Below are 24,599 nucleotides of genomic sequence, written 5' to 3' on the forward strand. Positions count from 1 at the left end.
TTTAAGGGGACACCAGCCCGGCCATGATGTCCTCGAGAGCCTCGCAGACCATCATCACCGAGGTCCGCTTGAGGTTTTCAGGCCGGGCCAGGATGTCGATCCGGCGCCGCGTGCTGATGCCCTGCAGCGGCCGGAGCACGATCTCCGGGTTCAGCACCGGCCGTGCGGTGTGCCGCGGCAGCAGCCCGATGACACTGCCCGTCGCCACGAGTCCCGCCACCGTGGAGTAGTCGTTGATCCGGTGGACAATGTTCAGTTCCCGGCTGGACACCGCGGCGACGGCGGACAGCACGTCCGCGGGGGAGTAGCCGGTGTGGCTGGTCACCCACGGTTCGCCGACGACGTCGTGCGCCGTCAGGGCTTCCTTGCCCGCCAGCCGGTGGCCGGCGGACAACGCCACGTCCAGGGGCTCGTGCGCGAGCGGGATGACTGCCACCCGCTCCTCCGGCCACCGCGGGCTGTGGTCCATCCGGTGCGCCAGCACCAGGTCATACCGGGCAGTCAGTGCGGGGAAGTCCTGCTGGGCAACATCCTCGTCGGACAGCAGCACCCTGGGTTTGTCCGGTGAGTCCAGCAGCCGGGCCAGCGGCGCAAAGAGTGCCTGGCCGGCGCTGTGGAAGCCGCTCACCGTCACCGGTGCCACCGTGGAGCCGTGGTACGCGCCGATCGCCATCCGCGCATCGGCCATCGCGCTGACGACGGCGGCACCGGCGTCGGCCAGTGCCTGGCCGGCCTCGGTGAGCACCAGGTTCCGGCCTTCCTTGCGGGTCAGCGGGACGTCCACGCTGCGCTGCAGCGCCGCCAGTTGCTGGGACACGGCGGAGGGGGTGACCAGGAGTGTTTCGGCGACCGCTTTGACGCTGCCGAGGGCACCGAGTTCCCGGAGCATTTCCAGCTGATGGATTTCCATGCCCTGAGTCTATTGCTTAGAGATTTCTAAATCGTCGATTGAGAAGAATTCGGTTGTGCTAATGCTTCTTTGTGGTTCTAATGAAGGGAGCCAGCCCCGCCGCACCCCGGGACGGCCCCGCGTTCCTGAGAATAAAGACCAAGAGTAAGGAAGCCAATGAAGGCTCTGTACAAGGCCGGCGCACACGCCGGGTTTGAGCTGGTGGACCGGCCCGAGCCGGAAACCGGCCCCGGCGACGTCAAGATCCGCGTGATGACCACCGGGATCTGCGGCACGGACCTTCACATCCAGTCCTGGGATGCCTGGGCGCAGAGCATGATCGAGGCTCCGCTGATCGCCGGCCACGAGTTCTACGGCGAAGTGGTGGAAACCGGCGAGGACGTCCGCGACGTCAAGGTGGGCGACCGGGTCTCCGGCGAAGGCCACATTGTCTGCGGCATCTGCCGCAACTGCCGCGCCGGGCGCCGCCAGATGTGCATCCACACCGTGAGCGTGGGGGTCCAGCGTGACGGCGCCTTCGCCGAGTATGTGGTCATCCCCGAGACCAACGTCTGGGTCCACCAGGATCCCTCGGTCACTCCCGAACTCGGCGCCATCTTCGATCCCTTCGGCAACGCCGTCCACACCGCCCTGAGTTTCCCGCTCGTGGGCGAGGACGTGCTGATCACCGGGGCCGGGCCGATCGGACTGATGGCCATAGCCGTGGCCCGGCACGCCGGCGCCCGGAAGATCGCCATCACCGATGTCTCCGCGCCGCGCCTGGAACTGGCCCGACAGTTGGGCGTGGACCTTGCCATCGACGTCTCGAAGATGCGCGTCAAGGATGCCCAGCGCGAGCTGGGAATGCGCGAAGGGTTCGACATCGGCATGGAAATGTCCGGTCACCCCACCGCCCTGCCGGAGATGATCGACAACATGAACCACGGCGGCCGGATTGCGATGCTGGGCCTGCCCAGCCAGTCCATCGACATCGACTGGGGCAAGGTGGTGACGCATATGCTGACCATGAAGGGCATCTACGGCCGCGAAATGTTCGAGACCTGGTACGCGATGAGCGCCATGCTGTCCTCCAACCCGGTGCTGCATGCCAACATCTCGGCGGTGGTCACGGACACCCTGCCTGCCACGGACTGGGAGAAGGGCTTCGACGTTGCCCGCGCCGGTGTGGGCGGCAAAGTAGTCCTCGACTGGACCGTTTTTTAACCCCCTCAAGTTTTCGGCATCAAAACACAAGAATTCACCCAGCTGAGGAGCACTCCCCATGTATTCAGCCATCAAAGACCAGCTGCAGAACGAGCTGGACGAGATCCGCACGGCAGGCCTGTTCAAAACGGAACGCCACATCGACTCGCCCCAGGCCAGCCACATCACGGCAGGCCGGATCGGCGAGGCGGGTGCCGACGTGCTGAACTTCTGCGCCAACAACTACCTGGGCCTGGCAGACCACCCGGACATCATTGCCGCCGCGAAGGCCGCCATGGACGAGCGCGGCTTCGGCATGGCCAGCGTGCGCTTCATCTGCGGAACCCAGGACCTGCACCTGGCACTCGAGGCGCGCGTCTCCAAGTTCCTGGGCACCGAGGACACCATCCTGTTCTCGAGTTGCTTCGACGCCAACGGCGGCGTGTTTGAATCCCTGTTCGGGCCGGAAGATGCCATCATCTCCGACGCCCTGAACCACGCCTCCATCATCGACGGCATCAGGCTCTGCAAGGCCCGGCGGTTCCGCTACGCCAACCGCGACATGGCGGACCTCGAAGCGAAACTGATCGAGGCGACCACGCAGGAGAACCCGGCCCGCCGCAAGATCATCGTCACGGACGGCGTCTTCTCCATGGACGGCTACCTCGCGCCGCTCGAAGCCATCTGCAACCTGGCCGAAAAGTACGATGCCCTGGTAATGGTGGACGACTCGCACGCCGTCGGCTTTATGGGCGCCACCGGCGCGGGAACGCCGGAACATGCCGGCGTGGGCCACCGGGTGGACATCTACACGGGCACGTTCGGCAAGGCGCTGGGCGGGGCTTCCGGGGGCTACGTATCCGGCCGGGCCGAAGTCGTGGCCATGCTCCGCCAGAAGGCGCGCCCCTACCTGTTCTCCAATTCCGTCGCGCCAGCCATCGTGGCCGCCACCCTGAAGGCCCTGGACCTCGTGGAGAACTCCGCGGAACTGCGTTCCAAGCTGTTCGCCAACGCCGAGCTGTTCCGGAACCGGATGGCGGAAGAAGGCTTTGACCTGCTCGACGGCGAGCACGCGATCGTGCCGGTGATGTTCGGGGATGCCGTGGTGGCGGCGAAGGTGGCAGACCTGATGCTCCGGCACGGAGTGTTCGTCACCGCCTTCAGCTACCCCGTGGTTCCCAAGGGGGCCGCCCGTATCCGGGTCCAGCTCTCCGCCGCGCACAGTGCGGAGGACGTCGAAGCCTGCGTCCGGGCGTTCGTGGACAGTCGCGACGCGGTGGAGGCCTAAGGTACTGACGTGACGTCCTGCCGGGTGCAAGGATGGAGTCATGTCAGCAAATTACGATGTGGTGATTGTGGGCGGCGGCATTGCCGGACTGTCCCTCGCCTCCGCCCTCGCCGGTAAATGCAGCGTTGCGCTCGTCGAAGCCGAACAGTCCCTGGCCTACCACACCTCGGCCCGCTCGGCCCGGCAACTGATCCCCAGCTACGGCCCCGTGGTGGTCCAGGAGCTGACCCTCCGCACGCTCGGGCTGATTGCGGCCCGGGACGCGGAGCTTCCGGAGCCCGTCCTTTCGCCCCGCAGCTTCATGCTGATCGGCGATGAAGAAACCGTCCGGGAGGAAGCCAGCGGGCACATGCACCGGATCTCCCATGCCGAGGCCCTGGAACTGTGCCCGGTGCTGGATCCCGGATTCTTTTCCGCGGCCGGGCTGGACACCGGTTCGTTCGCCTGCAACGCACCCGTGCTGCTGGAAGACCACCGGCGCCGTGCCGAGGCCGGCGGGGTGGACATCATCACCGGCGCCAAGGTCCATTCCGCCCAGCGGCTGGGGTCCGGCTGGGAGGTCGGGGCGGGCCAGGAAGCGTTCCAGGCCGGGACCGTGGTCAATGCTGCCGGTGCCTGGGCCGATGAGCTGGCCGTGATCAGCGGCGTGGAAAAGCTCGGACTCCAGCCGTACCGCCGCACGGCGGCGATTGTCGACGTCGAACGTCCCCTCCCGGAGGCCTGCCCCATGGTGGCGGCAGCGGACGAATCGTTCTACTTCCGCAAGGAAGGGCAGGACGTGCTGATATCGCCGTCGGAATCCGTGCCGAGCGGGCCCGAGGACGCGAAGCCTTACCCGGGCGATGTCGAGGCGCTGGTGGCGCGGCTCAACGCGGTGACCACCATGGGCATCAGGAGCGTCAAGTCCGCGTGGACCGGCCTTCGCACCGAAGCTGCCGACGGCGTCCCGGTAGTGGGGTTCGACGCTGAAGCGACCGGATTCTTCTGGCTCGCCGGACAGGGCGGTTACGGTTTCCAGACTTCGTCCGGCATTGCGGAGCTCGCTGCGGACCTGATCCTGGCAGGGCCGTCGGCGGGCCTGGTCGCCCGGGGCGAGGACGTCGGGCTCAGTCCGGCATCCCGGACAGCGGTTGCGCTGGCAGCGACCCGCTGGTCCATCCGGCACTGAAGAATGGACCCATGAGCACCCTCATCACCAACATTGCCGAGCTGATGACCCAGGACGCGGAGCACCGCGTCCTCAAGGATGCCGCCGTGGTGATCGAAGGGGAACGCATCTCCTGGATCGGGCCGTCGTCGGCCGCGCCGGCCGCTGACGACGAAGTGGACGCCGGAGGCCGGGCGCTGCTGCCGGGCTGGGTGGACTCGCACACCCACCTGATATTTGCCGGTGACAGGACTGCGGAGTTCGAGGCCCGGATGGCCGGGGAGAGCTACAGCGCCGGCGGCATCGCCGTGACCACCGGTGCCACCCGCGGGACAAGCGACTTCGACCTCACCAGGCTGGCCCTGGGCCGCGTGGCCGAAGCGGTCTCGCAGGGCACCACGTACCTCGAAACCAAGACCGGCTACGGCCTGGACGTGGAAAACGAAACGCGCAGCGCGCGCATCGCCTCCACGGTGGCTGACGAAGTCACATACCTGGGCGCGCACCTGGTCCCCGCCGGTGCCGATGCCGACGAATATACCGACCTGGTGTGCGGGCCCATGCTGGCGGCCGTCCGGCCCTACGTCAGCTGGGCGGACGTGTTCTGCGAGCAGGGGGCCTTCAACGAGCAACAGTCGCGCCGTGTGCTGCAGGCCTGCAAGGATGCGGGTATGGGCCTCCGCGTCCACGGCAACCAGCTCGGCGAAGGACCGGGCGTGCGGCTGGCCGTGGAATTCGGCGCGGCAAGCGTTGACCACGTCAACTACCTGTCCGCCGCGGACGTGGAGGCACTGGCAGGGAGTTGGTCCGGGTGGCAGGGTGCCGGAACGCGGGGGACCGTGGCCACCTGCCTGCCGGCCTGCGACCTCTCCACCCGCCAGCCGCTTGCTCCCGGGCGCGAGCTGCTCGACGCCGGGGTGCCGATTGCCCTGGCCTCCAACTGCAACCCCGGCACCTCCTACACGAGCTCCATGGCGTTCTGCGTGACCACCGCCGTTCTCCAGATGCGGCTGAGCGTCCATGAGGCCGTCCGCGCTGCGACGTACGGCGGTGCCCTTGCGCTGCGGCGGGAGGCGGGCAACGACGTCGACGGCGAACGGGCGGTGGGTTCGGTCGCTATCGGCCACCGCGCAGACCTGCACCTGCTCAACGCACCCTCGGCCACCCACCTGGCCTACCGGCCGGGCATCCCGCTGACCCACGCCGTCTGGCGGGCGGGCGTCCGTGCCCGCTGACGCGCCGGCCGGAAGCGCCTAGAAGACCATGGGCGGAGCGTCCAGGACTGTCTCGTCCACGCGGCGGTCCTCCCACTGGCTGAACGGCTTGTCCAGTTCGTACTTGCCCTTATCCGTGCGCACCAGGGTCCGCACTTCGGCATTCTCCGGGTTGTTGAGCGACTCGAAATACTCGACGGACCAGTGGAACCAGCGCATGCAGAACAGCCGCATGGTGAGCCCGTGCGTCACGAATAGGGCGTTCGGGGCGTAGGTGGGCTTGGACCAGTGCCGGTGGAGGGTTTCCATAAAAGAGGAGATCCGGTCGTAGACGTCGGAGCCGGATTCACCCTCACGGAAGCGGTAGAAGAAGTGGCCGTAGGCGTTCCGGAGTTCCTTTTGGTCCTCAATGTCCCCGGCGATCTGGAAGTTGGCCCAGTCCTGTTCGCGGAGCCTGGGTTCCTCGATGATCCGTTCCACCAGCGGTCCCAGGTTGAGCGCTTCAAGGGTCTGGTAGGCCCGGAGGTACGGCGAGACGTACACACACACCTGCCGCCCGTCCAGTTCCCGGCGGATCTCCTCGCCCGCGGCCCGGGCCTGTGCCACGCCGAGTTCGGTCAGCGGTATGCGGTAATCGGGCACCCGGTTATAGATGGAGGTGTCGGCATTGGCGGCGGACTGGCCGTGCCGGATCATGATGATTTTTCCGGGCGCACTCATAAATTCCAAGCATAGGCCCCGGACCGCGCGGCTCAGCGGAAGCGTTGCCCTGCGACCGGCCGGAAGCGGCGGACAGGAAAGAACCAGAAAGTGAAGGCAAGATAGGAACATGCTGGTTCCCTCCCGCCGTCGTCTGCGGTTAGAAGTCTGGATTGTCCTGGGTCTGTCGCTGGGGCAGTCCGCCGTGTATTCGGTGGTGCAGTTGCTGGACAAGCTGACGCGGGCACCCCTGGCGGAAGGGACCTCCACCCTCAACCGCTCCCAGAGCAGCCGCGAATACTTCGACCTCACGTACCAGCTGCTGGACATTGTTTTCGCCCTGGTGCCGGTGGTGCTGGTCATCTACTTCCTTACCGAGCACCGGACGGCGGGGGAGTCCGGGGCCTCGGCCTTCCGCAAACTCGGTTTCAACTTCGCCCGTCCCGGCAAGGACCTGCTGCAGGGGCTGGGCCTCGCGGCGTTGATCGGCATACCGTCCCTGGGGCTGTACGCCGCCGGACGGGCGCTGGGCATCACCACGGCCATCATCCCCAGTGCGCTCGACGCCTACTGGTGGACCATCCCCGTGCTGATTCTCTCCGCCGTACGGCACGGGATCGTGGAGGAGGTCATCGTGGTGGGGTACCTGCTGGACCGGCTCGGCAAGTTTGGCTGGAGCATGCCGCTGGCCATCTTCGCCAGCTCCATGCTCCGGGGCAGCTACCACCTCTACCAGGGGTTCGGTCCGTTCATCGGCAACGCCATCATGGGCGTGGTATTTGCGTGGATCTATACGAAGACCCGCCGCGTCATGCCACTGGTGATCGCCCACGCGCTGCTGGACATTGTGGCGTTCGTCGGCTTCAGCCTCTTCGGCAAGGCCATCGGGCTGGGCTAGCCGGCAACCGCTTAAAAGGATTCGGCCGCTATCGGTGGGTGACGTCGTTGGCACCCGCTGATAGCGGCCGAAGTTCGTAAAGGCAGCGCGCTGCCCGTGGCCCGGAGGACCACACGGTGTAAGAGGGCTAGATGGTTACTGCCCCGGAGGCGGTTTCGAACGTAACGGAGAGGATTCCCGGCGTCCCCTTCGGGGCGACCCATTCAACGGCCACATCCTCCAAGGGCTTCTCGACCGGTTGCCCGAGCCATTCCGTGACGCGCTCGGCCGAGCCGGCGATGGTGAGGCTGGACATCTTGACGTTGCTCGGGTAGGCGTTGGACGGGTGAAGCTCCGGGTCGCCTTCCCACTTGAGCATGTAGGGTACCTGCGGGTCTGCAATGAGGCCCAGGATACCGATCTGCTTCCAGACGAGTTCGCGGCCGTCCGGGAACTTGCGGTTGCCGTTGACAGCCGAGCGGCCGAGGCGTTCTTCGAACGGTGCCAGGTCGTCCACTTCGACGCACCAGCCCATCCAGCCGCCGCCAGCTGCGGAGCGTGCCCGGACAGCCTGCCCGAACGGAGCCTTGTCGGATGCCGGGTGGTCAAGGACCTCCACGACCTCCAAATACTTGTGCCCGGCGAGCGGGATAATCATGTTGCGGGTGCCAAATCGGGGGTGTACCCCGCCCTTAACGGCTTCGACGCCGAGGGCGGTTGCAATACGTTCGGTGGTGGCAGCCAAGCCATCTTGTTCACAGGCGTAAGAGACGTGATCCATGCGCATGCCCTCATCTTGGCACTTTGTGATGGAGCTCTCAGCTAAGGGTATGCTTACCGAGATGGGATGTCATGGCGGAGGGCCCTGAAGCCCACGAAAATCATGCGGCCGACGTCCTTCGTCACAAACCTGTTCAGACGGATTGCTCCGTTTCTACACTGGGTCAAGGTCATGAGCGCCAGCATCGAGCCCCGGCTTGCTGGCCGGCAACCCTCGTTCCGCGGTGGGGTGCCCCGGGTGAGGACCTGGCCTCCGGCAATCGCCGGTCGGCAAGCGCGGCACCAGAACCGGCCCGGCATACCGTGCGTCCGCCTGTGGTGCCTTTCTTTAGAAGGAGTCTTCAATGTCCAATGCCTGGTCTTTCGAAACCCGCCAGATCCACGCAGGGCAGGAGCCGGACAGCGCCACCGGCGCCAGGGCCCTCCCCATCTACCAGACGACGTCGTTCGTGTTCCCGAGCGCCGAGAGCGCTGCCAACCGCTTTGCGCTGGCCGAACTGGCGCCCATCTACACGCGCATCGGCAATCCCACCCAGGACGCAGTGGAGCAGCGCGTGGCCAGCCTTGAGGGCGGCCTGGCGGCGCTGCTGCTCAGTTCGGGGCAGGCGGCCGAAACATTCGCCATCCTCAATGTCGCCGAAGCCGGTGATCACGTGGTGGCCAGCCCCAGCCTCTATGGCGGCACCTACAACCTGCTGGCCCACACCCTGAAGAAGTTCGGCATCTCCGTGACCTTCGTCGAGGACCCGGACAACCTCCAGCAATGGAAGGACGCAGTCCGGCCAAACACCAAGCTTTTCTTTGCCGAAGTGGTGTCCAACCCGCGCCAGGATGTCCTGGACATCGAAGGCGTTTCCGGCGTTGCCCACGAGGCGGGTGTCCCGCTGATCGTGGACAATACACTGTCCACGCCCTACCTCATCCGGCCGCTGGAATGGGGTGCCGACATTGTGGTCCACTCGGCAACGAAGTACCTTGGCGGGCACGGCAGCGCCATTGCCGGCGTGATCGTGGACTCGGGCAACTTTGATTTCGGCAAGGACCCGGAGAAGTTTCCCGGCTTCAACACCCCGGACCCCACCTACAACGGGCTTGTCTACGCGCGGGACCTCGGCGCCGGGGGCGCCCTGGGCGCGAACCTTTCCTACATCCTGAAAGCCCGCGTCCAGCTCCTGCGGGACCTCGGCTCGGCCGTTTCTCCGTTCAACGCCTTCCTTATCGCCCAGGGCCTGGAAACGCTGAGCCTGCGCGTTGAGCGCCACGTGGCCAACGCGGTGAGCGTCGCCGAATGGCTGGAGGCACGGGCCGACGTCGAATCCGTGGCCTACGCGGGGCTGCCGTCCAGCCCCTGGTACGAGCGCGGCCGCAAGTACGGACCCAAGGGCACCGGAGCCATCGTGTCCTTCAACATCGCTGGCGGGGCCGAGGCCGGCAAGCGGTTCGTGGACGCGCTGGAACTGCACTCGCATGTCGCAAACATCGGTGACGTGCGCTCGCTGGTCATCCACCCGGCGTCGACCACGCACAGCCAGCTGACGGCGGAACAGCAGGCGGTGGCAGGGGTCACGCCGGGCCTGGTCCGCCTCTCGGTGGGGCTGGAACACATCGATGACATCATCGCCGACCTCGACGCCGGTTTCCGCGCCGCCAAGGGCGACTGACGCATGTGACTCCCGGCGTCTCGACGCCGGGAGTCATATTGCTGTCACATTCTTCGCCATTGCGGGGACGCATTTCGTAGACTCTTTAAAGGTCATGAGTGCCAGCGACAGCCCCGGCTTGCTGGCCGGCAACCCTCCTTTCGCGGCGGGGTGCCCCGGGTGAAGACCTGGCCTGCCGGCCAGTTGGCGGCAGGCAAGCGCGAAGAAGAGGTCCTCAGATGACGATTGCCGTCACCCGCAGCGGTGTACCCGAAACATCCAGCCACAGCCTGTCAGCCCGTGACGTGAAAACCACCGCGGGCAAAACCGCAGGCACTGTCCCCGACGGTACCGTCAGGTTCCAGGGCATCGGCGGGCTTGACCTTGAAGCCGGCGGGCATCTGCCGGACGTCACACTCGCCTACGAGACGTGGGGCACGCTGAACGCGGACCGTTCCAACGCCGTGCTGGTGCAGCATGCCCTGACCGGCAGCACGCACGTTACCAGGGGAGCCAGTGACGAAGAAGGCTGGTGGGAGCAGCTTGCCGGGCCCGGCGCCCCGGTTGATACGGACCAGTACTTCGTGGTCTCCATCAACATCCTGGGCGGTTGCTACGGCTCCACCGGGCCTTCCACTCCCGCGCCGGACGGCAGGCCGTGGGGCTCGCGCTTCCCCCTGGTGACCCTGCGCGACACCACTGCGGCCGAGGCCCGGTTGGCGGACGCCCTTGGCATCGACAGCTGGTACGCCGTCCTGGGCGGATCCCTGGGTGGAGCCCGCGCCTTGGAATGGGCCGTTAGCTTCCCTGACCGGGTCCGGCGCTGTGCCGTCATTTCCATCGGGGCCAGCAGTACTGCCGAGCAGATCGCCTTTGCCCAGGCGCAGACCCTCGCCATCCGCCAGGACGTCAACTTCAACGGCGGTGATTACTACGGCGGCGCGGAGCCTGAGGCCGGCCTGGCCCTGGCGCGCAGGATCGCGCACATCACGTACCGCTCCGCAGACGAGCTGGAGGCCCGGTTCGGCCGGAGCGCCCAGGGCGGCGAAGCCCCGCTTCAGGCAGTCTCGCTGGGGGACCGCGGCCGTTACCAGGTGGAGAGCTACCTCGACCATCAGGGCACCAAGCTGGTCCGCCGCTTCGATGCCAACAGTTACATCGCCATCACGGAAGCGCTCATGAGCCACGACGTCGGCCGGGGACGCGGCCCGCTCAAGGACGCGCTGGCCCAGGCCAAGGCTGAGTTCTTCATCGCCGCCGTTAACACCGACCGGCTGTATTTTCCTGCACAGTCCCGCGAACTGGCGGCGGCACTGCCGGGCGACGTCCCGGTGCACGTCATCGAGGCGCCCATCGGCCACGACGGTTTCCTGACTGAAATCGGGCAGCTTAGCGCGCAGCTGAGGCAGAACTTTTTCGCCTAGCCCCTTGGCTCAATGTGCATTTATGCAGAGCTGTTCTGCAGAAAATGGCGTTGAGCCTGCGGCAATGTGAGTCCATACTCTAGGGGACCGGCGCGTTGGTGGTGCACATCACACGCGACCGCTACCGAATGGTCCACATGGTGTCGACGGAGACGCCGAAGGAGTTCACAATGAGCATGCAAAACTCCGCCGCAAGGCGCGCAGATGAGACTGACGTCAAAGCCTCAGGGCTGAAGAAAGTGGTGACGGCCTCAATGGCCGGCACCGTTGTTGAGTGGTATGAGTTCTTCCTCTACGCCTCAGCGGCCACCCTGGTTTTCGGCAAGATGTTCTTCCCCAACTCCGGCACTGAGCTGGACGGGATCATCGCCGCTTTCGTCACCTATGCAGTGGGCTTCGTTGCCCGCCCGATCGGCGGCATCGTTTTCGGCCACTTCGGTGACAAATTCGGCCGGAAGCAGCTGCTCCAGCTGAGCATCGTCCTGGTGGGTGTTTCCACCTTCGCCATGGGCTGCCTCCCCACATTCGCGCAGATTGGCTACTGGGCGCCGGCGCTCCTGGTGTTCCTGCGCTTCGTGCAGGGCTTCGCCGTCGGTGGTGAATGGGGCGGCGCCGTGCTGCTCGTGGCTGAGCACAGCCCCAGCAAGTCACGCGGCTTCTGGGCCAGCTGGCCGCAGTCCGCCGTGCCCATGGGCAACCTCCTGGCCACCGGCGTGCTGTTCACCCTCTCCTCTACGCTGTCCTCCGCCGACTTCCTCGGCTGGGGCTGGCGCGTCGCCTTCTGGCTGTCCGCGGTGATCGTGATCGTGGGCTACTACATCCGGACCAAGGTCCAGGACGCCCCCATCTTCCTGGAGGCACGCAAGGAAGTTGTTGTTGAGAACAAGGGCTACGGCGTGGCCGAGGTCTTCCGCCGCTACCCGCGCGGTGTCTTCACCGCCATGGGCCTGCGGTTCGCGGAAAACATTTTGTACTACCTCGTGGTCACGTTCTCCATCACCTACCTGAAGGTTGTGGTCCAGACCGACACATCGAGGATCCTCCTGCTCCTCCTGGTGGCGCACTTCATCCACTTCTGCGCCGTACCCATGGTCGGCAAGCTTTCCGACGCCTTCGGCCGCAAGCCCGTGTATATGGCCGGCGCCATCCTTGGCGGCACCTGGGGTTTCTTCGCCTTCCCGATGATGGACACCAAGAACGACCTCGTCATCCTCGCGGCGATCACCATCGGCCTGCTCTTCCACGCACTGATGTACGCCGGCCAGCCGGCCATCATGGCCGAAATGTTCCCGACCCGGATGCGCTACTCCGGCGTCTCGCTTGGCTACCAGGTCACCTCGATCGTCGCCGGCTCCCTGGCCCCGATCATCGCCACCGCCCTGCTGAGCCAGTTCAAGTCCTCCACCCCGGTGGCGGTCTACCTGCTGGGCGCCTGCCTGGTCACGATGGTGGCGGTCTACTTCCTGAAGGAAACCCGCGGTATCTCATTGCACGACGTCGACGCCGCGGACGCGCAGGGCACGGCGGACCTGCTGGCCGCCGCCAAGAAGTAAGGGCAGCCAGTTCACATGCGCGCCGCAGTCCTGTACGCCACCGTCCCCGCCGGAACCAGCTATACCGAAGCACGCCCGTTAGTGGTGCAGGAGCTTGACCGGCCCGAACCCCGCGCCGGCGAACTGGGGGTGGCCATCACCTACTCCAGCCTGTGCCACTCGGACCTGTCCGTGGTGGACGGCTCCCGGGTCCGGCCGCTGCCCATGGCCTTGGGGCATGAGGCCGTGGGCCGGGTGGTGTCGGTCGGTGAGGGCGTCCATGACGTGGCTGTGGGCGAGCACGTTGTGCTCGTCTTCGTCCCCAGCTGCGGCGACTGCCGGGCGTGCCGCTCCGGGCGACCGGCCCTGTGCCACCGCGCCGCCGAAGTCAACGCTTCAGGGGACCTGCTGCACGGGGCGGCGCTGCTGCGCACGCCGTCGGGGGAGCGGATCAACCACCATCTCGGCGTGTCGGCCTTTGCGGACTACGCCGTGGTGGCGCGGGAATCAGTAGTGGTGATCGACGACGACGTCCCGGACACCGTCGCAGCCATGTTCGGCTGCGCCGTACTCACCGGAATGGGCGCCGTGCTGAACACGGCGGCGGTCACCGCCGGACAGTCGGTGGCGGTCTTCGGGCTCGGCGCCGTCGGGCTTTCCGCCGTGATGGCGGCGTCCCTGGCCGGCGCCGCGGCCGTCATCGCCATCGACCCCAACGAAGGCAAGCACCAGCTCGCCCGGGACTGCGGCGCCACGGCAGTGGGAACTCCCGACGACGCCGCCCGGCTGGTTGCCGAGGCGACCGGCGACGGCGTGGACGTCGCCGTCGAAGCCGTGGGATCCGCGGGAGTCATTGCCTCGTGCCTGGAGCTCGTAACGCGCGGCGGCGCCGTCGTCTCCGTCGGGCTGCCGAAGCCTTCGGCGGAATTGACCGTCGGAGCCCTGCAGTTTGCCGGAGCGGGGAAGCGGCTTCTCGGCTCCTATATGGGGGATGCCGTCCCGGAGCGGGACATTCCGCTGTATCTTGACTACTGGCGGTCCGGGCGGCTCCCGGTGGAACTGCTGCATACGGACACCAGGCCGCTCGCGGAAATCAACGAAGGCCTTGACGCCCTGGCCGCAGGGCAAGTGGTTCGCCGGCTGTTCCAGGCATAGCTCTGCCCAGGCGTAGTGTCAGGCCGCCAGGATGTCCCGGCGGCCTGACACTTCCGCCTTGAGCGCCTCCACCACGGCCCGGACGGACGCCGAGCGCAGCGACTCGGGACGCGCCACCGCCCAGATGGGGAGCTGACGCTGGAACAGCTCAGGCAGCACCGGAACGAAGCCGGGCTTGTCCGCCACCATGAAGTTCGGCAGCAGGCCGATGCCTGCCCCGCGCCTGACTGCCTCGACCTGGGCGAAAATGCTGGTCGCCTGGAAACTTGTTTTGGGGGCGGGCAGCTGCGAGGACCGGTGGCCCAGTTCCGCCACCTGCAGGGCCGACTCCACATAGGAGACAAATCCGTGCTCGCGGACGTCGTCCAGGGTGTCAGGCAGTCCCCGGGACCGGACGTAGTCCGGACTTGCGTACAGCCGCAGGAAATAGTTTGTCAGGAAGATGGGCTGCACGTTGGTGACTTCCATCCGGCCCACCACCACTTCCAGGTCCACACCGGAACGGTTCTGGCTCACTTTGCGGGTGGCGCTGAGCATCTCGACGTCCAGCGACGGGTTCTCCTGCTGCAGGCGCACCAGGGCCGGGGCAACGAATTCCGCACCGAATCCATCGGACGTGCTGATCCGGACCATGCCGGACAGCGAGTGTTCGCCGTCGCCGATGGCACCGGCCAAGGACCCGAGTGTCGCCTCGATCGCCTCGGCGGCGGCAACCGCCCGGCTGCCCAGCCCGGTCAGTTCCCAGCCGTGCGGGCTGCGCTCCAGGGTCCGTCCGCCCAGCTGCTTGTCCAGCGCCAGGACCCGGCGGGAAATGGTGGTGTGCGTGGTGCCCAGCGTCTCCGCAACCGCATTGAACCGGCCGAGCCTGGCCACGGTCAACAGGATCAACAGGTCATCCGGACTGGGCAGCCGGTTCACATCCACTTTTTCACATCCATGCTTTCAGGCCCACAAGGCGGCTTCCGGAGCTATGTGCATCAATGCACATGCTCTCTGTAATTTTTCCCCTTGATTGCACTGTAACAGGGTGTGATGGTGGACACGGAACTTCCAGCAATACCGGCTGGTACACGAAGCAAAGGAGCTTTTCGCCATGGCAGTAGTCGCTTGGATCGGTCTCGGGAACATGGGTGGGTCCATGTCAGCAAACCTGGCAAAAGCCGGTCACGACGTCCGCGGATTCGACCTCAATCCGGAAGCAGTGGCAGCTGCAGAAGCCGGCGGAGTGAAGCCGGTGGCCAGCATCGCCGCGGCGGTGGACGGCGCCGACGTCGTGTTCACCATGCTGCCGAAGGGCGAACACGCCCGGGCCGTGTACCTGGGCGAGGACGGCGTCCTGGCCCATGCCGATCGCCGCACGCTGCTGGTGGATTCCTCCACCATCGACATCGCCTCCGCCCAGGCGCTGCACGACGCCGCCGCTGCCGCCGGCTTCCGTTTCGTGGACGCCCCGGTCTCGGGCGGCATGAGCGGGGCGAAGGCCGGCACCCTGACGTTCATGATCGGCGGGGACGCGGGTGCCGTGGCCGAGGCCACGGAGTACATCCGGCCCATGGCCTCCAACATCATCCCCACCGGCGGTCCCACCACCGGGCAGGCAGCGAAGATCTGCAACAACCTGATGCTCTTCATCAACCTGGCCTCCACCGCCGAAGGGGCCGTGCTGGCCGAGCGGCTGGGCCTGGACAAGCAGGTTTTCTGGGACATCGCCTCGGTGTCCTCGGGAGACAGCTGGGCGCTGCGGACCTGGTATCCGGTAGGCGGGGTAGTTCCCACCGCGGCCTCCAACAACGACTTCGCTCCCACCTTCACCACCGAACTGGCCAACAAGGACATCGGCCTGGCCATCAGCGCCGCCCGCGACACCGGCACCCCGCTGGAAATCGGCGAGCACGTGCAGACGCTCTTCCAGCGGCTCATCGACTCCGGGCAGTCCGGCAAGGACTGCTCCATGATCATCAAACTTGTAGACGGCTCGCTCGAGACCTCCAAGTAAACCCTGCCTGCTTCACGAATAGGACTTTCCCATGGAACGCATTCCGCACTTCATCAACGGCGCCCGGATCAGCGACGCCGACCGTTTCGGCCCCGTGTTCAACCCCGCCACCGGCGCACAGGACAAAGAGGTGGCCCTGGCATCGACGGCCCGCGTGGAGGAAGCCATCGCGGCCGCACAGGCCGCCCTCCCGGGCTGGCGGGCAACCAGCCTGGCGAAACGCACCAACATTTTCTTCCGGGTCCGGGAACTCCTGACGCAGCGGAAGTCCGAGCTGGCAGCAATCCTCACCAGCGAGCACGGCAAGGTGCTTTCCGACGCCGAAGGCGAGATCTCCCGGGGCCTCGAAAACATCGAATTCGCCACCGGGCTTTCCCACATGCTCAAGGGCGAACGTTCGGAGCAGGTGTCCAGCGGGGTGGACGTCCACTCGGTGCGCCAGCCCGTGGGTGTGGTCGCCTGCATCACCCCGTTCAACTTCCCGGCCATGGTGCCGCTGTGGATGATCGGCAGTGCCCTCGCCTGCGGCAACACCGTCCTCCTCAAGCCCAGTGAGAAGGACCCGTCGTCGGCCGTTTTCATCGCGGAAGTCTTCGCTGAGGCGGGCCTGCCGCCGGGCGTCCTGAACGTGGTCCACGGCGACAAGGAAGCCGTGGACGTCCTGCTGGATCATCCCGGCGTCAAGGCTGTCAGCTTCGTGGGGTCCACTCCGATCGCCCAGTCCATCTACAAGCGGGCGGCGGACCACGGCAAGCGCGTGCAGGCGCTGGGCGGTGCCAAGAACCACATGGTGGTCCTGCCGGATGCCGACCTGGACATGGCCGCCGACGCCGCCGTATCGGCCGCCTACGGCTCCGCCGGTGAACGGTGCATGGCGGTATCCGTGCTGGTGGCCGTGGGCAACATTGCCGACGACCTGGTGGAGGCCATTTCCACCCGGATGGCTGACCTCACGATCGGTCCCGGCACGGATCCGGCCTCGCAGATGGGCCCGCTCATCACGAAGGAACACCGGGACAGGGTGGCCTCCTATGTGGCCGGTGCCGAGGAAGAAGGTGCCACTGTGGTGGTGGACGGGCGCAAGCACGCGTTCGATTCGGACGGTTTCTTCATCGGGGTCAGCCTGGTGGACCACGTGAAGCCGGGCATGAAGGTCTACGACGACGAGATTTTCGGCCCGGTACTGTCGGTGGTCCGGGCGGACAGCTATAGCGACGCAGTAAAGCTCGTGAACGACAACGAGTTCGGCAACGGCGTGGCGATCTTCACGCGCGACGGCGGCGCGGCGCGCCAGTTTGAGTTCGACGTCGAGGCGGGCATGGTGGGAGTGAACGTGCCCATCCCGGTGCCGGTGGGGACGTTCTCGTTCGGCGGCTGGAAGAACTCGCTGTTCGGTGACACGCACATGTACGGTCCGGACAGCATCCGCTTCTACACCCGCGGCAAAGTGGTCACCACACGCTGGCCGGATCCGTCCACATCGGTGATCGACCTCGGTTTCCCGCAGGTGGACTGAGCGCCAGGAAGTTCAGGCAGGCATCGCCCGGGTTATCGTCCCGGGGCCACTAAGAATGACAGTGGCTCCGGGCAGGGCTACGCGGGTGCGTCTAGCCCTTCATGATCTCGTCGCGCCGGGCCATGTATTCCTCCATGGCGATTTCGCCGTTGCTGTACTGCTGGTCGAGTTCCGCAAGTTTCCGTGCACGGAAACCCTGAGGGGCGGACGGCGGCGGGGGAGTCGCCGGGGCGGACGGCTGCTGCGGTTCCTGGCGTGACTGGTTGGCCGGATAGCCGGGGCTGTCCTCGTACGGCACCTGTCCGGGATAGCCCGGGTACTGGTTCGGCTGGTCGAGCGGCGGCTGCTGACCGCCGCCGAGTTGCCGGAAGCCGCCGCCAAAGTAGTCCTGCTGGGTATAGCCGTCACGCGGCTGGTTGTTTGGCCGGCCCGGCTGTTGCCCGGGAAACTGGCCTGGATACTGTCCGTTGAAATCCTGGTTCTGGTTCCGGCCACGGACCGACTTCCGGTACATGCGCATGGCGAAGGGAATCAGGAACGACAGGATGATGATCCAGAAGAACACGTTACTCACGGTGGAGGGCCTCTCAGAAGTGTCCCTTCAGTTTAACCCCCGGCTCAACAGCGGCATTGGACCGCGGCAGCCCGGCGGCTTCGTCCCGGCTACTTCCGCACCGTGGTGATCCCCAGAAAGGCGCCGTATTCGGCAACGGCTTCATCGATCGCACGGCTGGTGTCCCGCTCAGCGGCAGTGTCGGGTTCCGGCCGGGTGCGGATGTCCAGCTCACAGCGCCCGCCGGCCAGGTCATGGCGCCAGGAACCGATCATTTGGCCGTCCTTCAGTACGACATGCATCGGAGTCTCCCGCTCCGGACGCGCCGGGGCGGTGCCGCCCAGGAAATACCGTGACCGTGAATAGCCCATGACGTACTCGTCATAGCACTGGATCAGGTCAATCCGGGGTTGTCCTCCGCCCTCCGCGTCATGTCCGGGTGCGGCGTCCGCCGGCCCGCCGGGTCCGGGTTCCGCGGAACTGAAATGGAACTCCATGTCCTCCAGCACTGCGGTCCCGAATGCATCGGAATCAGCTTCCAGCGCCAGGCCCAGCCCCAGCCGGACGTCCGTGACAGTCAGCCCGGACCAGTCTGCACAATCCTTCACGGTGGCCGGTCCGCGGCTGAGGAAGTAGCGCCTCACTAACTCCGCCAGTGCCGCGTGGCGGTCGGCGGGGCCGCCGGGCATCAACGGAACGCGTTCATCGAAGAGTGCATAAGTCTGTTTGAGCGAGCCGCCGGCGCTGCGGACGGGTGTTCCGCTGGTCAGGACTCCGCTGATCTCCGCGTGCATGATCAGGTAGGCAAGTTCCAGTCCCTTGGCCGCGAAGCCGCTCCGCTGCAGTGCAGCCGCCAGCTGCTCCCGGGTTTTGTGGGCGCCGCCGGCCACGGCCTCGGCGAGGACCCGGGCGCTCCGGGCCGCCGCCCCGGCATCGATGCCGGCCTGGCGGTACATGCCGGCGTTTCCCCGGTGCAGCCGGGGCGCGGACAGCATCAGCAGCCAGCGGAGGTCGTCGCGGTGCACAAAATGCCAGGTGGGCCGCAGGATGTGCGTCCGGAGGATCCGGCCGTCAGCCACGGCCTGTTCGACGTCGGCGGCGGAGGCTCCGGCAGTGCGTTGTGCCAGCGACCAGCGTGCGTAGGAAAATTCCTGCGACTGGACAGCCAGGAGGTTCTTCACCGCCGCTTCGGCGGAAACCGCCCGGGGAGGGCGGAGCTGCTGCCGGCTAAGCCTGAGCCGGACGACGTCGTCGGCGTGCACCCGGCGCCTACCTCTGTTCGGCCTCTATTCCCGGGGCCTCGCCAGAGCCCAGCGGCATCCCCGGTCCAAAAACCGGACCGGGGGTCGGCCGCTTGGCCGTGACGCCGTCCCCGGAAGACTGATGGCGAAGCCGGCGGACAACCCAGGGCACAAAGTATTCACGCGCCCAGACCAGGTCTCCGGACCGTGCCTCGCGCCAGCTGCGCTGGGGGAGGGGCTTGGGCGAGAGCGGCTCCAGGGTGTGCCGGATGTTGAGGGAATCGAGCACCATGGCCGCGATGGTGTGGTGGCCCAGCGGCGAAAAGTGCAGGCGGTCCTGGTCCCACATCTGCGGATCGCTGAGCTGGCGAAGCGACCACATGTCGGCGATGACAGCGTCGTGCCGCGCCGCCACGGTGCGGAGGTTCTCGTTGTAGATGGCGATTTTGCTGCGGACCCTGCCCAGGACTGATGAACCGGTGTCCGGGCCGTTGAACAGCACCACGGTGGCGCCGCCCAGGCTGAGGATGTGCACCACGGAATCCAGTTTTTCGGCCAGCGCGTCAGGGTCCCCTCCGGGCCGGATGAGGTCGTTGCCTCCGGCCGAAAGCGTCACCAGGTCCGGCTTGAGGGCCAGGCATGGCGCCAGCTGCTGGTCAACGATCTGTTCAAGGAGCCGTCCCCGGACCGCGAGGTTGGCGTAGGCAAAATCGCTGTGGCCCCGGCTCAGTTCCTCGGCCACGCGGTCCGCCCAGCCGCGGTGTCCGCCCGGGCTTCCGGGTTCCGGGTCGCCGATGCCCTCGGTAAAGGAATCACCCATGGCGACGTACCGGCCCCAGGGGTGGGTATCAACGGTGTCCTGCGGGTTCGGAATGGCTTCAGTTTCGCTCACGTTTCCATCCTGCCTCGTGAGGCCAAAGCTACGCCACCGTAGGTTGTTACCGGGTAGTAACTGCAAGAATGGTTCCATGACTGAAGCCGACGTTTCCACTGCCCCCGTTGTCCTGTGGTCCACTCCCGACGAAGAGCGCTCGGGAAGGCCGCTGCTGGTTCTGCTGCACGGCTACGGTGCCAACGAACAGGACCTGCTCAGCCTGGCCGATCTGTTGCCCGGTGATTTCGCGGTGGCGTCCGTCCGCGCCCCCATCGCCATGGGTCCGGGGTTCACCTGGTTCCCGCTGACGGATTCCGCCGACTATTCACTCGATGCGGTCAAGGACGCCGCCGCCTTTGTGCTGGAATGGCTCGACGGCGTCAAGGGCGACCACCCGTCCGTCACCCTCCTGGGGTTCTCCATGGGAATGGCGATGGCCACCACGCTGCTCAGGCAGCGGCCCGCTGACTTTGCCGCCGTCGTCGGACTTTCCGGCTTTGTGGTGAACGCCGGAGGGGATCCGAGTTTCCGCGACGACGAACTGGACGGCTCCGTCCCCCTGTTCTGGGGTCGCGACCAGCAGGACCCCGTCATTACGCAGGACAAGATCGAATACACCATGGGCTGGGTGCGGAAGCACGTGAAGCTCACGAAGGTTCTCTACGCAGGGATGTGGCACGGGATCAACCAGCAGGAGATCGGCCACGTTTCCGAATTCCTCACCCACGAGGTGCTGAAGAAGTAGTCCCTAGCCGGCCGGCCGCGGCGGGCCGGCCGGAAACGCTAGGAACCGGCGGGTGTGAGAATCCGCACGGTACGGCCGTTCACCGTCACGGTGTCGCCGTGATGCAGCTGCCGGCCGCGGCGGTCGTCGATTTCGCCATTGACCTTGACCAGCCCGTTCCTGATCAGCTCCGTGGCTTCGACACCGTCCTCCACGAGGCTGGCCAGCTTTAGGAGCTGGCCCAGGCGGATCATGTCGTCGCGGATGGGGACCTCTTCGATTTCCGGGTTGCTCATACAAGCAATGATGCCTGACGTAAGGTGAATCCAGTGACCCATGCACCCCGTCTCCCTCTCATTGCAGGACTGCCGATGGCCGTAGCCGCCGGACTCGCCATCCCCGTCCAAGGACGGATCAACGGTGCGCTGGGCGCCCGTTTGAACGACGGCATCGCCGCGGCCGTGGTGAGTTTCACCACGGGACTCATCGTGATGATCGTGGTCTCGCTGGTCCTGCCGCGGGGGCGCCGCGGCCTGGCCCAGATCCTGCCCGCGCTCCGGGAACGCCGGTTTCCGCCGGTCTACGTGATGGCCGGCGGCATCGGCGCCTTCTTTGTCTTTGCCCAGTCCTTCACTGTGGGATTGCTGGGTGTGGCGCTGTTCACGGTAGCCACCGTCACCGGGCAGACATTGAGCGGGCTGCTTGTGGACCGGCTCGGCATCGGCCCCGCCGGTAAGAAGTCCGTCACCGGCATACGCGTGCTGGGCACCGTGCTGACTATCGCGGCCGTAGCATGGGCAGTGTCCCCGCGGTTTGGCGGTGCGGGCGCCGGCGGTGCAGAGCCGGCCCAGCTGTTCCTGCCGGTACTCCTGCCGGTTATTGCCGGGTTCCTGATGAGTTTCCAACAGGCAATGAACGGGACCGCCACGGTGCATTACGGCACACCCATCGCGGCCACCCTGGTGAATTTCATCTCCGGTGCCACAGTGCTGTGGCTGGCGTGGCTGATCAAGCTGGCTGTGGCTGGGGCGGGCAACGGACTCCCAGCGGAGTGGTGGTATTACCTGGGCGGGCCCATGGGCTGCGCATTCATCGGGCTGGGCGCGCTGCTGGTCCGGAGCCTCGGGGTGCTGGTCACCGGGCTGGGGATGATTGCGGGCCAGCTGCTGGGGTCACTGGGCCTGGATCTTGCCTTCCCCGCACCCGGAACCGTGGTGGCCCTGCCCACAGTCCTCGGCACGGTCCTGACCCTCGGCGCGATTGTCCTGGCCACCCTTCCCTGGCCGCGCGGCGCCCTCAAGCGGCAGCCGGGCCGGTAGGCTAGGACACGCAGCTTCCTGCACATCTTTCCTTCGTACCGCCCCGTCCGGCAACCGCCAGGCACAGGGGCCTAGAAACCGCGCGGACCGCACCCAGCGGCCCTGTAGAAATTGGAGTTCCCCATGGCAGCAAAATCCGTTCTCGACCAGGTCATCTCACTCTCCAAGAGGAGGGGCTTCGTTTTCCAGGCCGGTGAAATCTACGGTGGCTCCCGCTCTGCCTGGGACTATGGACCCCTCGGCGCCGAGCTGAAGGAAAACATCAAGCGCCAATGGTGGCAGTCCGTGGTCCGCGGCCGCGAGGACGTGGTGGGCCTGGACTCCTCCGTGATCCTTCCCCGCCAGGTCTGGGAAGCTTCCGGCCATGTGGAGGTCTTCTCCGATCCGCTGGTGGAATGCCTCTCCTGCCACAAGCGCTACCGCGCCGACCACCTCGAGGAAGAGTACGAGGAAAAGAAGGGCCGTCCGGCCGAAAACGGGCTGAAGGACATCGCCTGCGCCAACTGCGGAACCCGCGGCGAATGGACAGAGCCCCAGGAATTCTCCGGCCTGCTCAAAACTTTCCTTGGCCCTGTGGCCAACGAAGAAGGCATGCACTACCTGCGCCCGGAAACCGCGCAGGGCATCTTCGTGAACTTCAACAACGTGCTCACCACGTCCCGTAAGAAGCCGCCGTTCGGCATCGGCCAGATCGGCAAGTCCTTCCGCAACGAGATCACGCCCGGAAACTTCATCTTCCGCACCCGTGAATTCGAGCAGATGGAAATGGAATTCTTCGTCGAGCCGGGCACGGACGAGCAGTGGCACCAGTACTGGATGAAGGAACGCATGGACTGGTACACCGGTCTGGGCCTCAAAGCCGAAAACCTGCGCTTCTTCGAGCACCCGCTGGAGAAACTGAGCCACTACTCCAAGGGCACCACGGACATCGAATACCGCTTCGGCTTCCAGGGCTCGGAGTGGGGCGAGCTGGAAGGCATCGCCAACCGCACGGACTTCGACCTCACCACGCACTCCAAGGCTTCCGGCCATGACCTGAGCTACTTCAACCAGGCCACCAACGAGCGCTACACCCCGTACGTGATCGAACCCGCCGCCGGCCTGACCCGTTCTTTCATGGCGTTCCTGATTGACGCCTACACCGAGGACGAGGCACCGAACGCCAAGGGCGGCGTGGACGTCCGCACCGTGCTGAAGTTGGACCCGCGCCTGGCCCCCGTCAAGGCCGCGGTCCTTCCGCTGAGCCGCAACGAGGACCTGTCCCCGAAGGCCAAGGCCCTGGGCGCGCAGCTGCGCAAGAACTGGAACATCGACTTTGACGACGCCGGCGCGATCGGCCGCCGCTACCGCCGCCAGGACGAGATCGGCACCCCGTTCTGCATCACCGTGGACTTCGACACCCTCGAGGACCAGGCCGTCACCATCCGCGAACGCGACACCATGAGCCAGGAACGAGTCTCCCTGGACAAGGTGGAGGGCTACCTGGCCGCGCGGCTGATCGGCGCCTGAGCATGGCCATCGAATACCGTGAATGGCGCGACGGCGATGACCTTGCACTGCTTGAACTCTGGGGCGGCCCGGAGACCGAGCAGGCACGGCAGTTCCGCGGCACCCTGGCGCCCTCGGGCAACTCGCCGTGGCGCCGCTGCATCGTGGCCGAGGACGTCGTGGACGGCGTGGCCATCCCGGTCGCGGCGGCCGTGGTCCATGAAGCCTCCCTTCATCCCGAGCGGCTCTGGTCCTACATTGAGGTGGCAAAGGACCACCGCCGTGCGGGTGTCGGATCCACGCTGCTGACCATGCTCCGGCACGAAGCCGGCCAGGCGCCGTCGGGCGTGTCCAGGCTGCGGACCAAAGTGGAACCGGGCACCCCGGGAGCCGCGTTCGCCGAAGCTGCCGGCCTGGTTCCCATCCAGCGCTCACGGCTTGTTGTCGTGGAGCCGGGGGCGCTCAAGCTGCCGGTTTTCGGCGACGGGTCCGAGGCCGCGGCCTCGGAGCAGATCGAGGACCTCGCCACCGGCTCGGTGGAGCTCAGTGACGTGGTGGGCCGGTACTACACGGCCGTGCACGGCTGGGACAGCCCGGGCGAGCTGAGCATCGGCACCGTGCAGCGGCTGTTCCTCGACGAGCTCAGCGGGGCGCACGGCGCGATCGTGCTCCGTGCACCGAAGGCCAGCGCCTTCGGCCCGGGCGTCCCGGCCAGCCGGAAGGGCCGGCTTGAGGCGTTTGCCATTAGCTACGCGGAGTTGGCCCCCGGGGGCGGGAACGCGGCGGCTGACGGCGGAGGGGCCGCATCGGTCCAGCCCACGGACGTGTTTGTCGGCCACGAGCCGAAGCTGTCCGAGGAGGAAGCCCGCTCCGCCGTCCGCGACCTGCTGGCGCTCATCGCGTTCCAGCATCCCGTGGTGCTGGAACTGGACGACTCGATGACTGCCTTGCGCGCCGTCGTCGAACCTTTGCTGGAGGACGGCAAGGCCAGCCTCCGCGGCACAGAGACCCTGGTGGTTTCCGACCCCGCGTAGGCTCCG

Annotated in this window: 23 protein-coding genes and 2 riboswitches; of the genes, 15 read left to right on the forward strand and 8 right to left on the reverse strand. The window is 66.4% G+C overall.

The window, feature by feature from the left end; all coding sequences use genetic code 11:
* Position 1: 1 nt before the first annotated feature.
* Complete coding sequence (locus tag JOE41_RS17575) at positions 2 to 910, reverse strand: LysR family transcriptional regulator (protein ID WP_011691170.1); 909 nt, start codon at positions 908 to 910, stop codon at positions 2 to 4.
* 156 nt (positions 911 to 1,066) lie between these two features.
* Here JOE41_RS17575 and tdh point away from each other — a divergent pair, with 156 nt between their 5' ends.
* The 4 genes from tdh to hutI are packed head-to-tail and all read left to right on the forward strand — an operon-like array spanning position 1,067 to position 5,762.
* On the forward strand, positions 1,067 to 2,113 hold the full coding sequence (gene tdh / locus JOE41_RS17580) for an L-threonine 3-dehydrogenase (protein WP_011691171.1): 1,047 nt from the start codon (positions 1,067 to 1,069) through the stop codon (positions 2,111 to 2,113).
* Between the two features lie 58 nt (positions 2,114 to 2,171).
* A complete protein-coding gene (locus JOE41_RS17585; RefSeq protein WP_011691172.1) occupies positions 2,172 to 3,380 on the forward strand; it encodes a glycine C-acetyltransferase in 1,209 nt (402 codons plus the stop codon).
* Positions 3,381 to 3,420: 40 nt separating this feature from the next.
* Complete coding sequence (locus JOE41_RS17590) at positions 3,421 to 4,548, forward strand: FAD-binding oxidoreductase (protein WP_209753106.1); 1,128 nt, start codon at positions 3,421 to 3,423, stop codon at positions 4,546 to 4,548.
* An 11-nt stretch (positions 4,549 to 4,559) separates the two neighbouring features.
* The gene (hutI, locus tag JOE41_RS17595; protein WP_011691174.1) at positions 4,560 to 5,762 is read left to right on the forward strand and encodes an imidazolonepropionase; all 1,203 of its coding nucleotides are present in this window, start codon (positions 4,560 to 4,562) and stop codon (positions 5,760 to 5,762) included.
* A gap of 18 nt (positions 5,763 to 5,780) precedes the next feature.
* Here the strand turns inward: hutI and JOE41_RS17600 are convergent, their stop codons facing one another.
* Entirely contained in the window at positions 5,781 to 6,461 is a 681-nt protein-coding gene (locus JOE41_RS17600; protein ID WP_011691175.1) for a histidine phosphatase family protein, read from the reverse strand.
* 109 nt (positions 6,462 to 6,570) lie between these two features.
* Here JOE41_RS17600 and JOE41_RS17605 point away from each other — a divergent pair, with 109 nt between their 5' ends.
* Positions 6,571 to 7,338, forward strand: a complete 768-nt coding sequence (locus JOE41_RS17605) for a CPBP family intramembrane glutamic endopeptidase (RefSeq protein ID WP_011691176.1) — start codon at positions 6,571 to 6,573, stop codon at positions 7,336 to 7,338.
* A gap of 127 nt (positions 7,339 to 7,465) precedes the next feature.
* Here the strand turns inward: JOE41_RS17605 and JOE41_RS17610 are convergent, their stop codons facing one another.
* A complete protein-coding gene (locus JOE41_RS17610; protein WP_028272557.1) occupies positions 7,466 to 8,104 on the reverse strand; it encodes a VOC family protein in 639 nt (212 codons plus the stop codon).
* Positions 8,105 to 8,265: 161 nt separating this feature from the next.
* A riboswitch (SAM riboswitch) is annotated at positions 8,266 to 8,380 on the forward strand.
* Positions 8,381 to 8,441: 61 nt separating this feature from the next.
* On the opposite strand from JOE41_RS17610, the gene JOE41_RS17615 reads away from it, so the two are divergent.
* The 4 genes from JOE41_RS17615 (at position 8,442) to JOE41_RS17630 (ending at position 13,848) form a co-directional block, all read left to right on the forward strand.
* Positions 8,442 to 9,758 carry a bifunctional o-acetylhomoserine/o-acetylserine sulfhydrylase gene (locus JOE41_RS17615; protein ID WP_011691178.1) on the forward strand — a complete coding sequence of 439 codons (1,317 nt, stop codon included), beginning with the start codon at positions 8,442 to 8,444 and terminating at the stop codon, positions 9,756 to 9,758.
* Positions 9,759 to 9,848: 90 nt separating this feature from the next.
* Positions 9,849 to 9,964, forward strand: a riboswitch (SAM riboswitch).
* A 12-nt stretch (positions 9,965 to 9,976) separates the two neighbouring features.
* Entirely contained in the window at positions 9,977 to 11,161 is a 1,185-nt protein-coding gene (locus JOE41_RS17620) for a homoserine O-acetyltransferase (RefSeq protein ID WP_245200759.1), read from the forward strand.
* Positions 11,162 to 11,331: 170 nt separating this feature from the next.
* Complete coding sequence (locus JOE41_RS17625) at positions 11,332 to 12,714, forward strand: MFS transporter (RefSeq protein WP_043429566.1); 1,383 nt, start codon at positions 11,332 to 11,334, stop codon at positions 12,712 to 12,714.
* 15 nt (positions 12,715 to 12,729) lie between these two features.
* Positions 12,730 to 13,848, forward strand: a complete 1,119-nt coding sequence (locus JOE41_RS17630; RefSeq protein ID WP_209753107.1) for a zinc-dependent alcohol dehydrogenase family protein — start codon at positions 12,730 to 12,732, stop codon at positions 13,846 to 13,848.
* Positions 13,849 to 13,866: 18 nt separating this feature from the next.
* Here the strand turns inward: JOE41_RS17630 and JOE41_RS17635 are convergent, their stop codons facing one another.
* A complete protein-coding gene (locus JOE41_RS17635) occupies positions 13,867 to 14,766 on the reverse strand; it encodes a LysR family transcriptional regulator (RefSeq protein WP_043430508.1) in 900 nt (299 codons plus the stop codon).
* Between the two features lie 175 nt (positions 14,767 to 14,941).
* Between JOE41_RS17635 and mmsB the strand changes: the two genes are divergently transcribed.
* Together mmsB and JOE41_RS17645 are read left to right on the forward strand one after the other, a co-directional pair.
* Positions 14,942 to 15,844, forward strand: coding sequence for a 3-hydroxyisobutyrate dehydrogenase (gene mmsB / locus JOE41_RS17640; RefSeq protein ID WP_011691183.1), 903 nt, complete (start codon positions 14,942 to 14,944; stop codon positions 15,842 to 15,844).
* 31 nt (positions 15,845 to 15,875) lie between these two features.
* Positions 15,876 to 17,360: a CoA-acylating methylmalonate-semialdehyde dehydrogenase gene (locus JOE41_RS17645; protein WP_209753108.1), complete on the forward strand. Its 1,485-nt coding sequence runs from the start codon at positions 15,876 to 15,878 to the stop codon at positions 17,358 to 17,360.
* 91 nt (positions 17,361 to 17,451) lie between these two features.
* On the opposite strand, the gene JOE41_RS17650 is transcribed toward JOE41_RS17645, so the two are convergent.
* From JOE41_RS17650 to JOE41_RS17660, 3 genes are all read right to left on the reverse strand, one after another.
* Complete coding sequence (locus tag JOE41_RS17650; protein WP_011691185.1) at positions 17,452 to 17,934, reverse strand: hypothetical protein; 483 nt, start codon at positions 17,932 to 17,934, stop codon at positions 17,452 to 17,454.
* Between the two features lie 89 nt (positions 17,935 to 18,023).
* Complete coding sequence (locus tag JOE41_RS17655) at positions 18,024 to 19,175, reverse strand: winged helix DNA-binding domain-containing protein (RefSeq protein ID WP_011691186.1); 1,152 nt, start codon at positions 19,173 to 19,175, stop codon at positions 18,024 to 18,026.
* A 7-nt stretch (positions 19,176 to 19,182) separates the two neighbouring features.
* Positions 19,183 to 19,974 carry an SGNH/GDSL hydrolase family protein gene (locus tag JOE41_RS17660; RefSeq protein WP_232223643.1) on the reverse strand — a complete coding sequence of 264 codons (792 nt, stop codon included), beginning with the start codon at positions 19,972 to 19,974 and terminating at the stop codon, positions 19,183 to 19,185.
* Positions 19,975 to 20,122: 148 nt separating this feature from the next.
* Between JOE41_RS17660 and JOE41_RS17665 the strand changes: the two genes are divergently transcribed.
* Positions 20,123 to 20,773 carry an alpha/beta hydrolase gene (locus tag JOE41_RS17665; protein ID WP_209753109.1) on the forward strand — a complete coding sequence of 217 codons (651 nt, stop codon included), beginning with the start codon at positions 20,123 to 20,125 and terminating at the stop codon, positions 20,771 to 20,773.
* A 38-nt stretch (positions 20,774 to 20,811) separates the two neighbouring features.
* Here JOE41_RS17665 and JOE41_RS17670 read toward each other — a convergent pair whose 3' ends face one another.
* A complete protein-coding gene (locus tag JOE41_RS17670) occupies positions 20,812 to 21,048 on the reverse strand; it encodes an RNA-binding S4 domain-containing protein (RefSeq protein WP_043429568.1) in 237 nt (78 codons plus the stop codon).
* 33 nt (positions 21,049 to 21,081) lie between these two features.
* On the opposite strand from JOE41_RS17670, the gene JOE41_RS17675 reads away from it, so the two are divergent.
* The 3 genes from JOE41_RS17675 (at position 21,082) to JOE41_RS17685 (ending at position 24,593) form a co-directional block, all read left to right on the forward strand.
* Entirely contained in the window at positions 21,082 to 22,071 is a 990-nt protein-coding gene (locus tag JOE41_RS17675) for a DMT family transporter (RefSeq protein ID WP_043429570.1), read from the forward strand.
* A 123-nt stretch (positions 22,072 to 22,194) separates the two neighbouring features.
* Positions 22,195 to 23,580: a glycine--tRNA ligase gene (locus JOE41_RS17680; RefSeq protein WP_011691191.1), complete on the forward strand. Its 1,386-nt coding sequence runs from the start codon at positions 22,195 to 22,197 to the stop codon at positions 23,578 to 23,580.
* Positions 23,581 to 23,582: 2 nt separating this feature from the next.
* Positions 23,583 to 24,593 (forward strand): N-acetyltransferase, encoded by a 1,011-nt coding sequence (locus JOE41_RS17685; protein WP_011691192.1) that lies wholly within the window; start codon positions 23,583 to 23,585, stop codon positions 24,591 to 24,593.
* The last annotated feature ends 6 nt before the right edge of the window (positions 24,594 to 24,599 follow it).

This window comes from Arthrobacter sp. PvP103 (assembly GCF_017833075.1).
GTDB lineage: Bacteria > Actinomycetota > Actinomycetes > Actinomycetales > Micrococcaceae > Arthrobacter.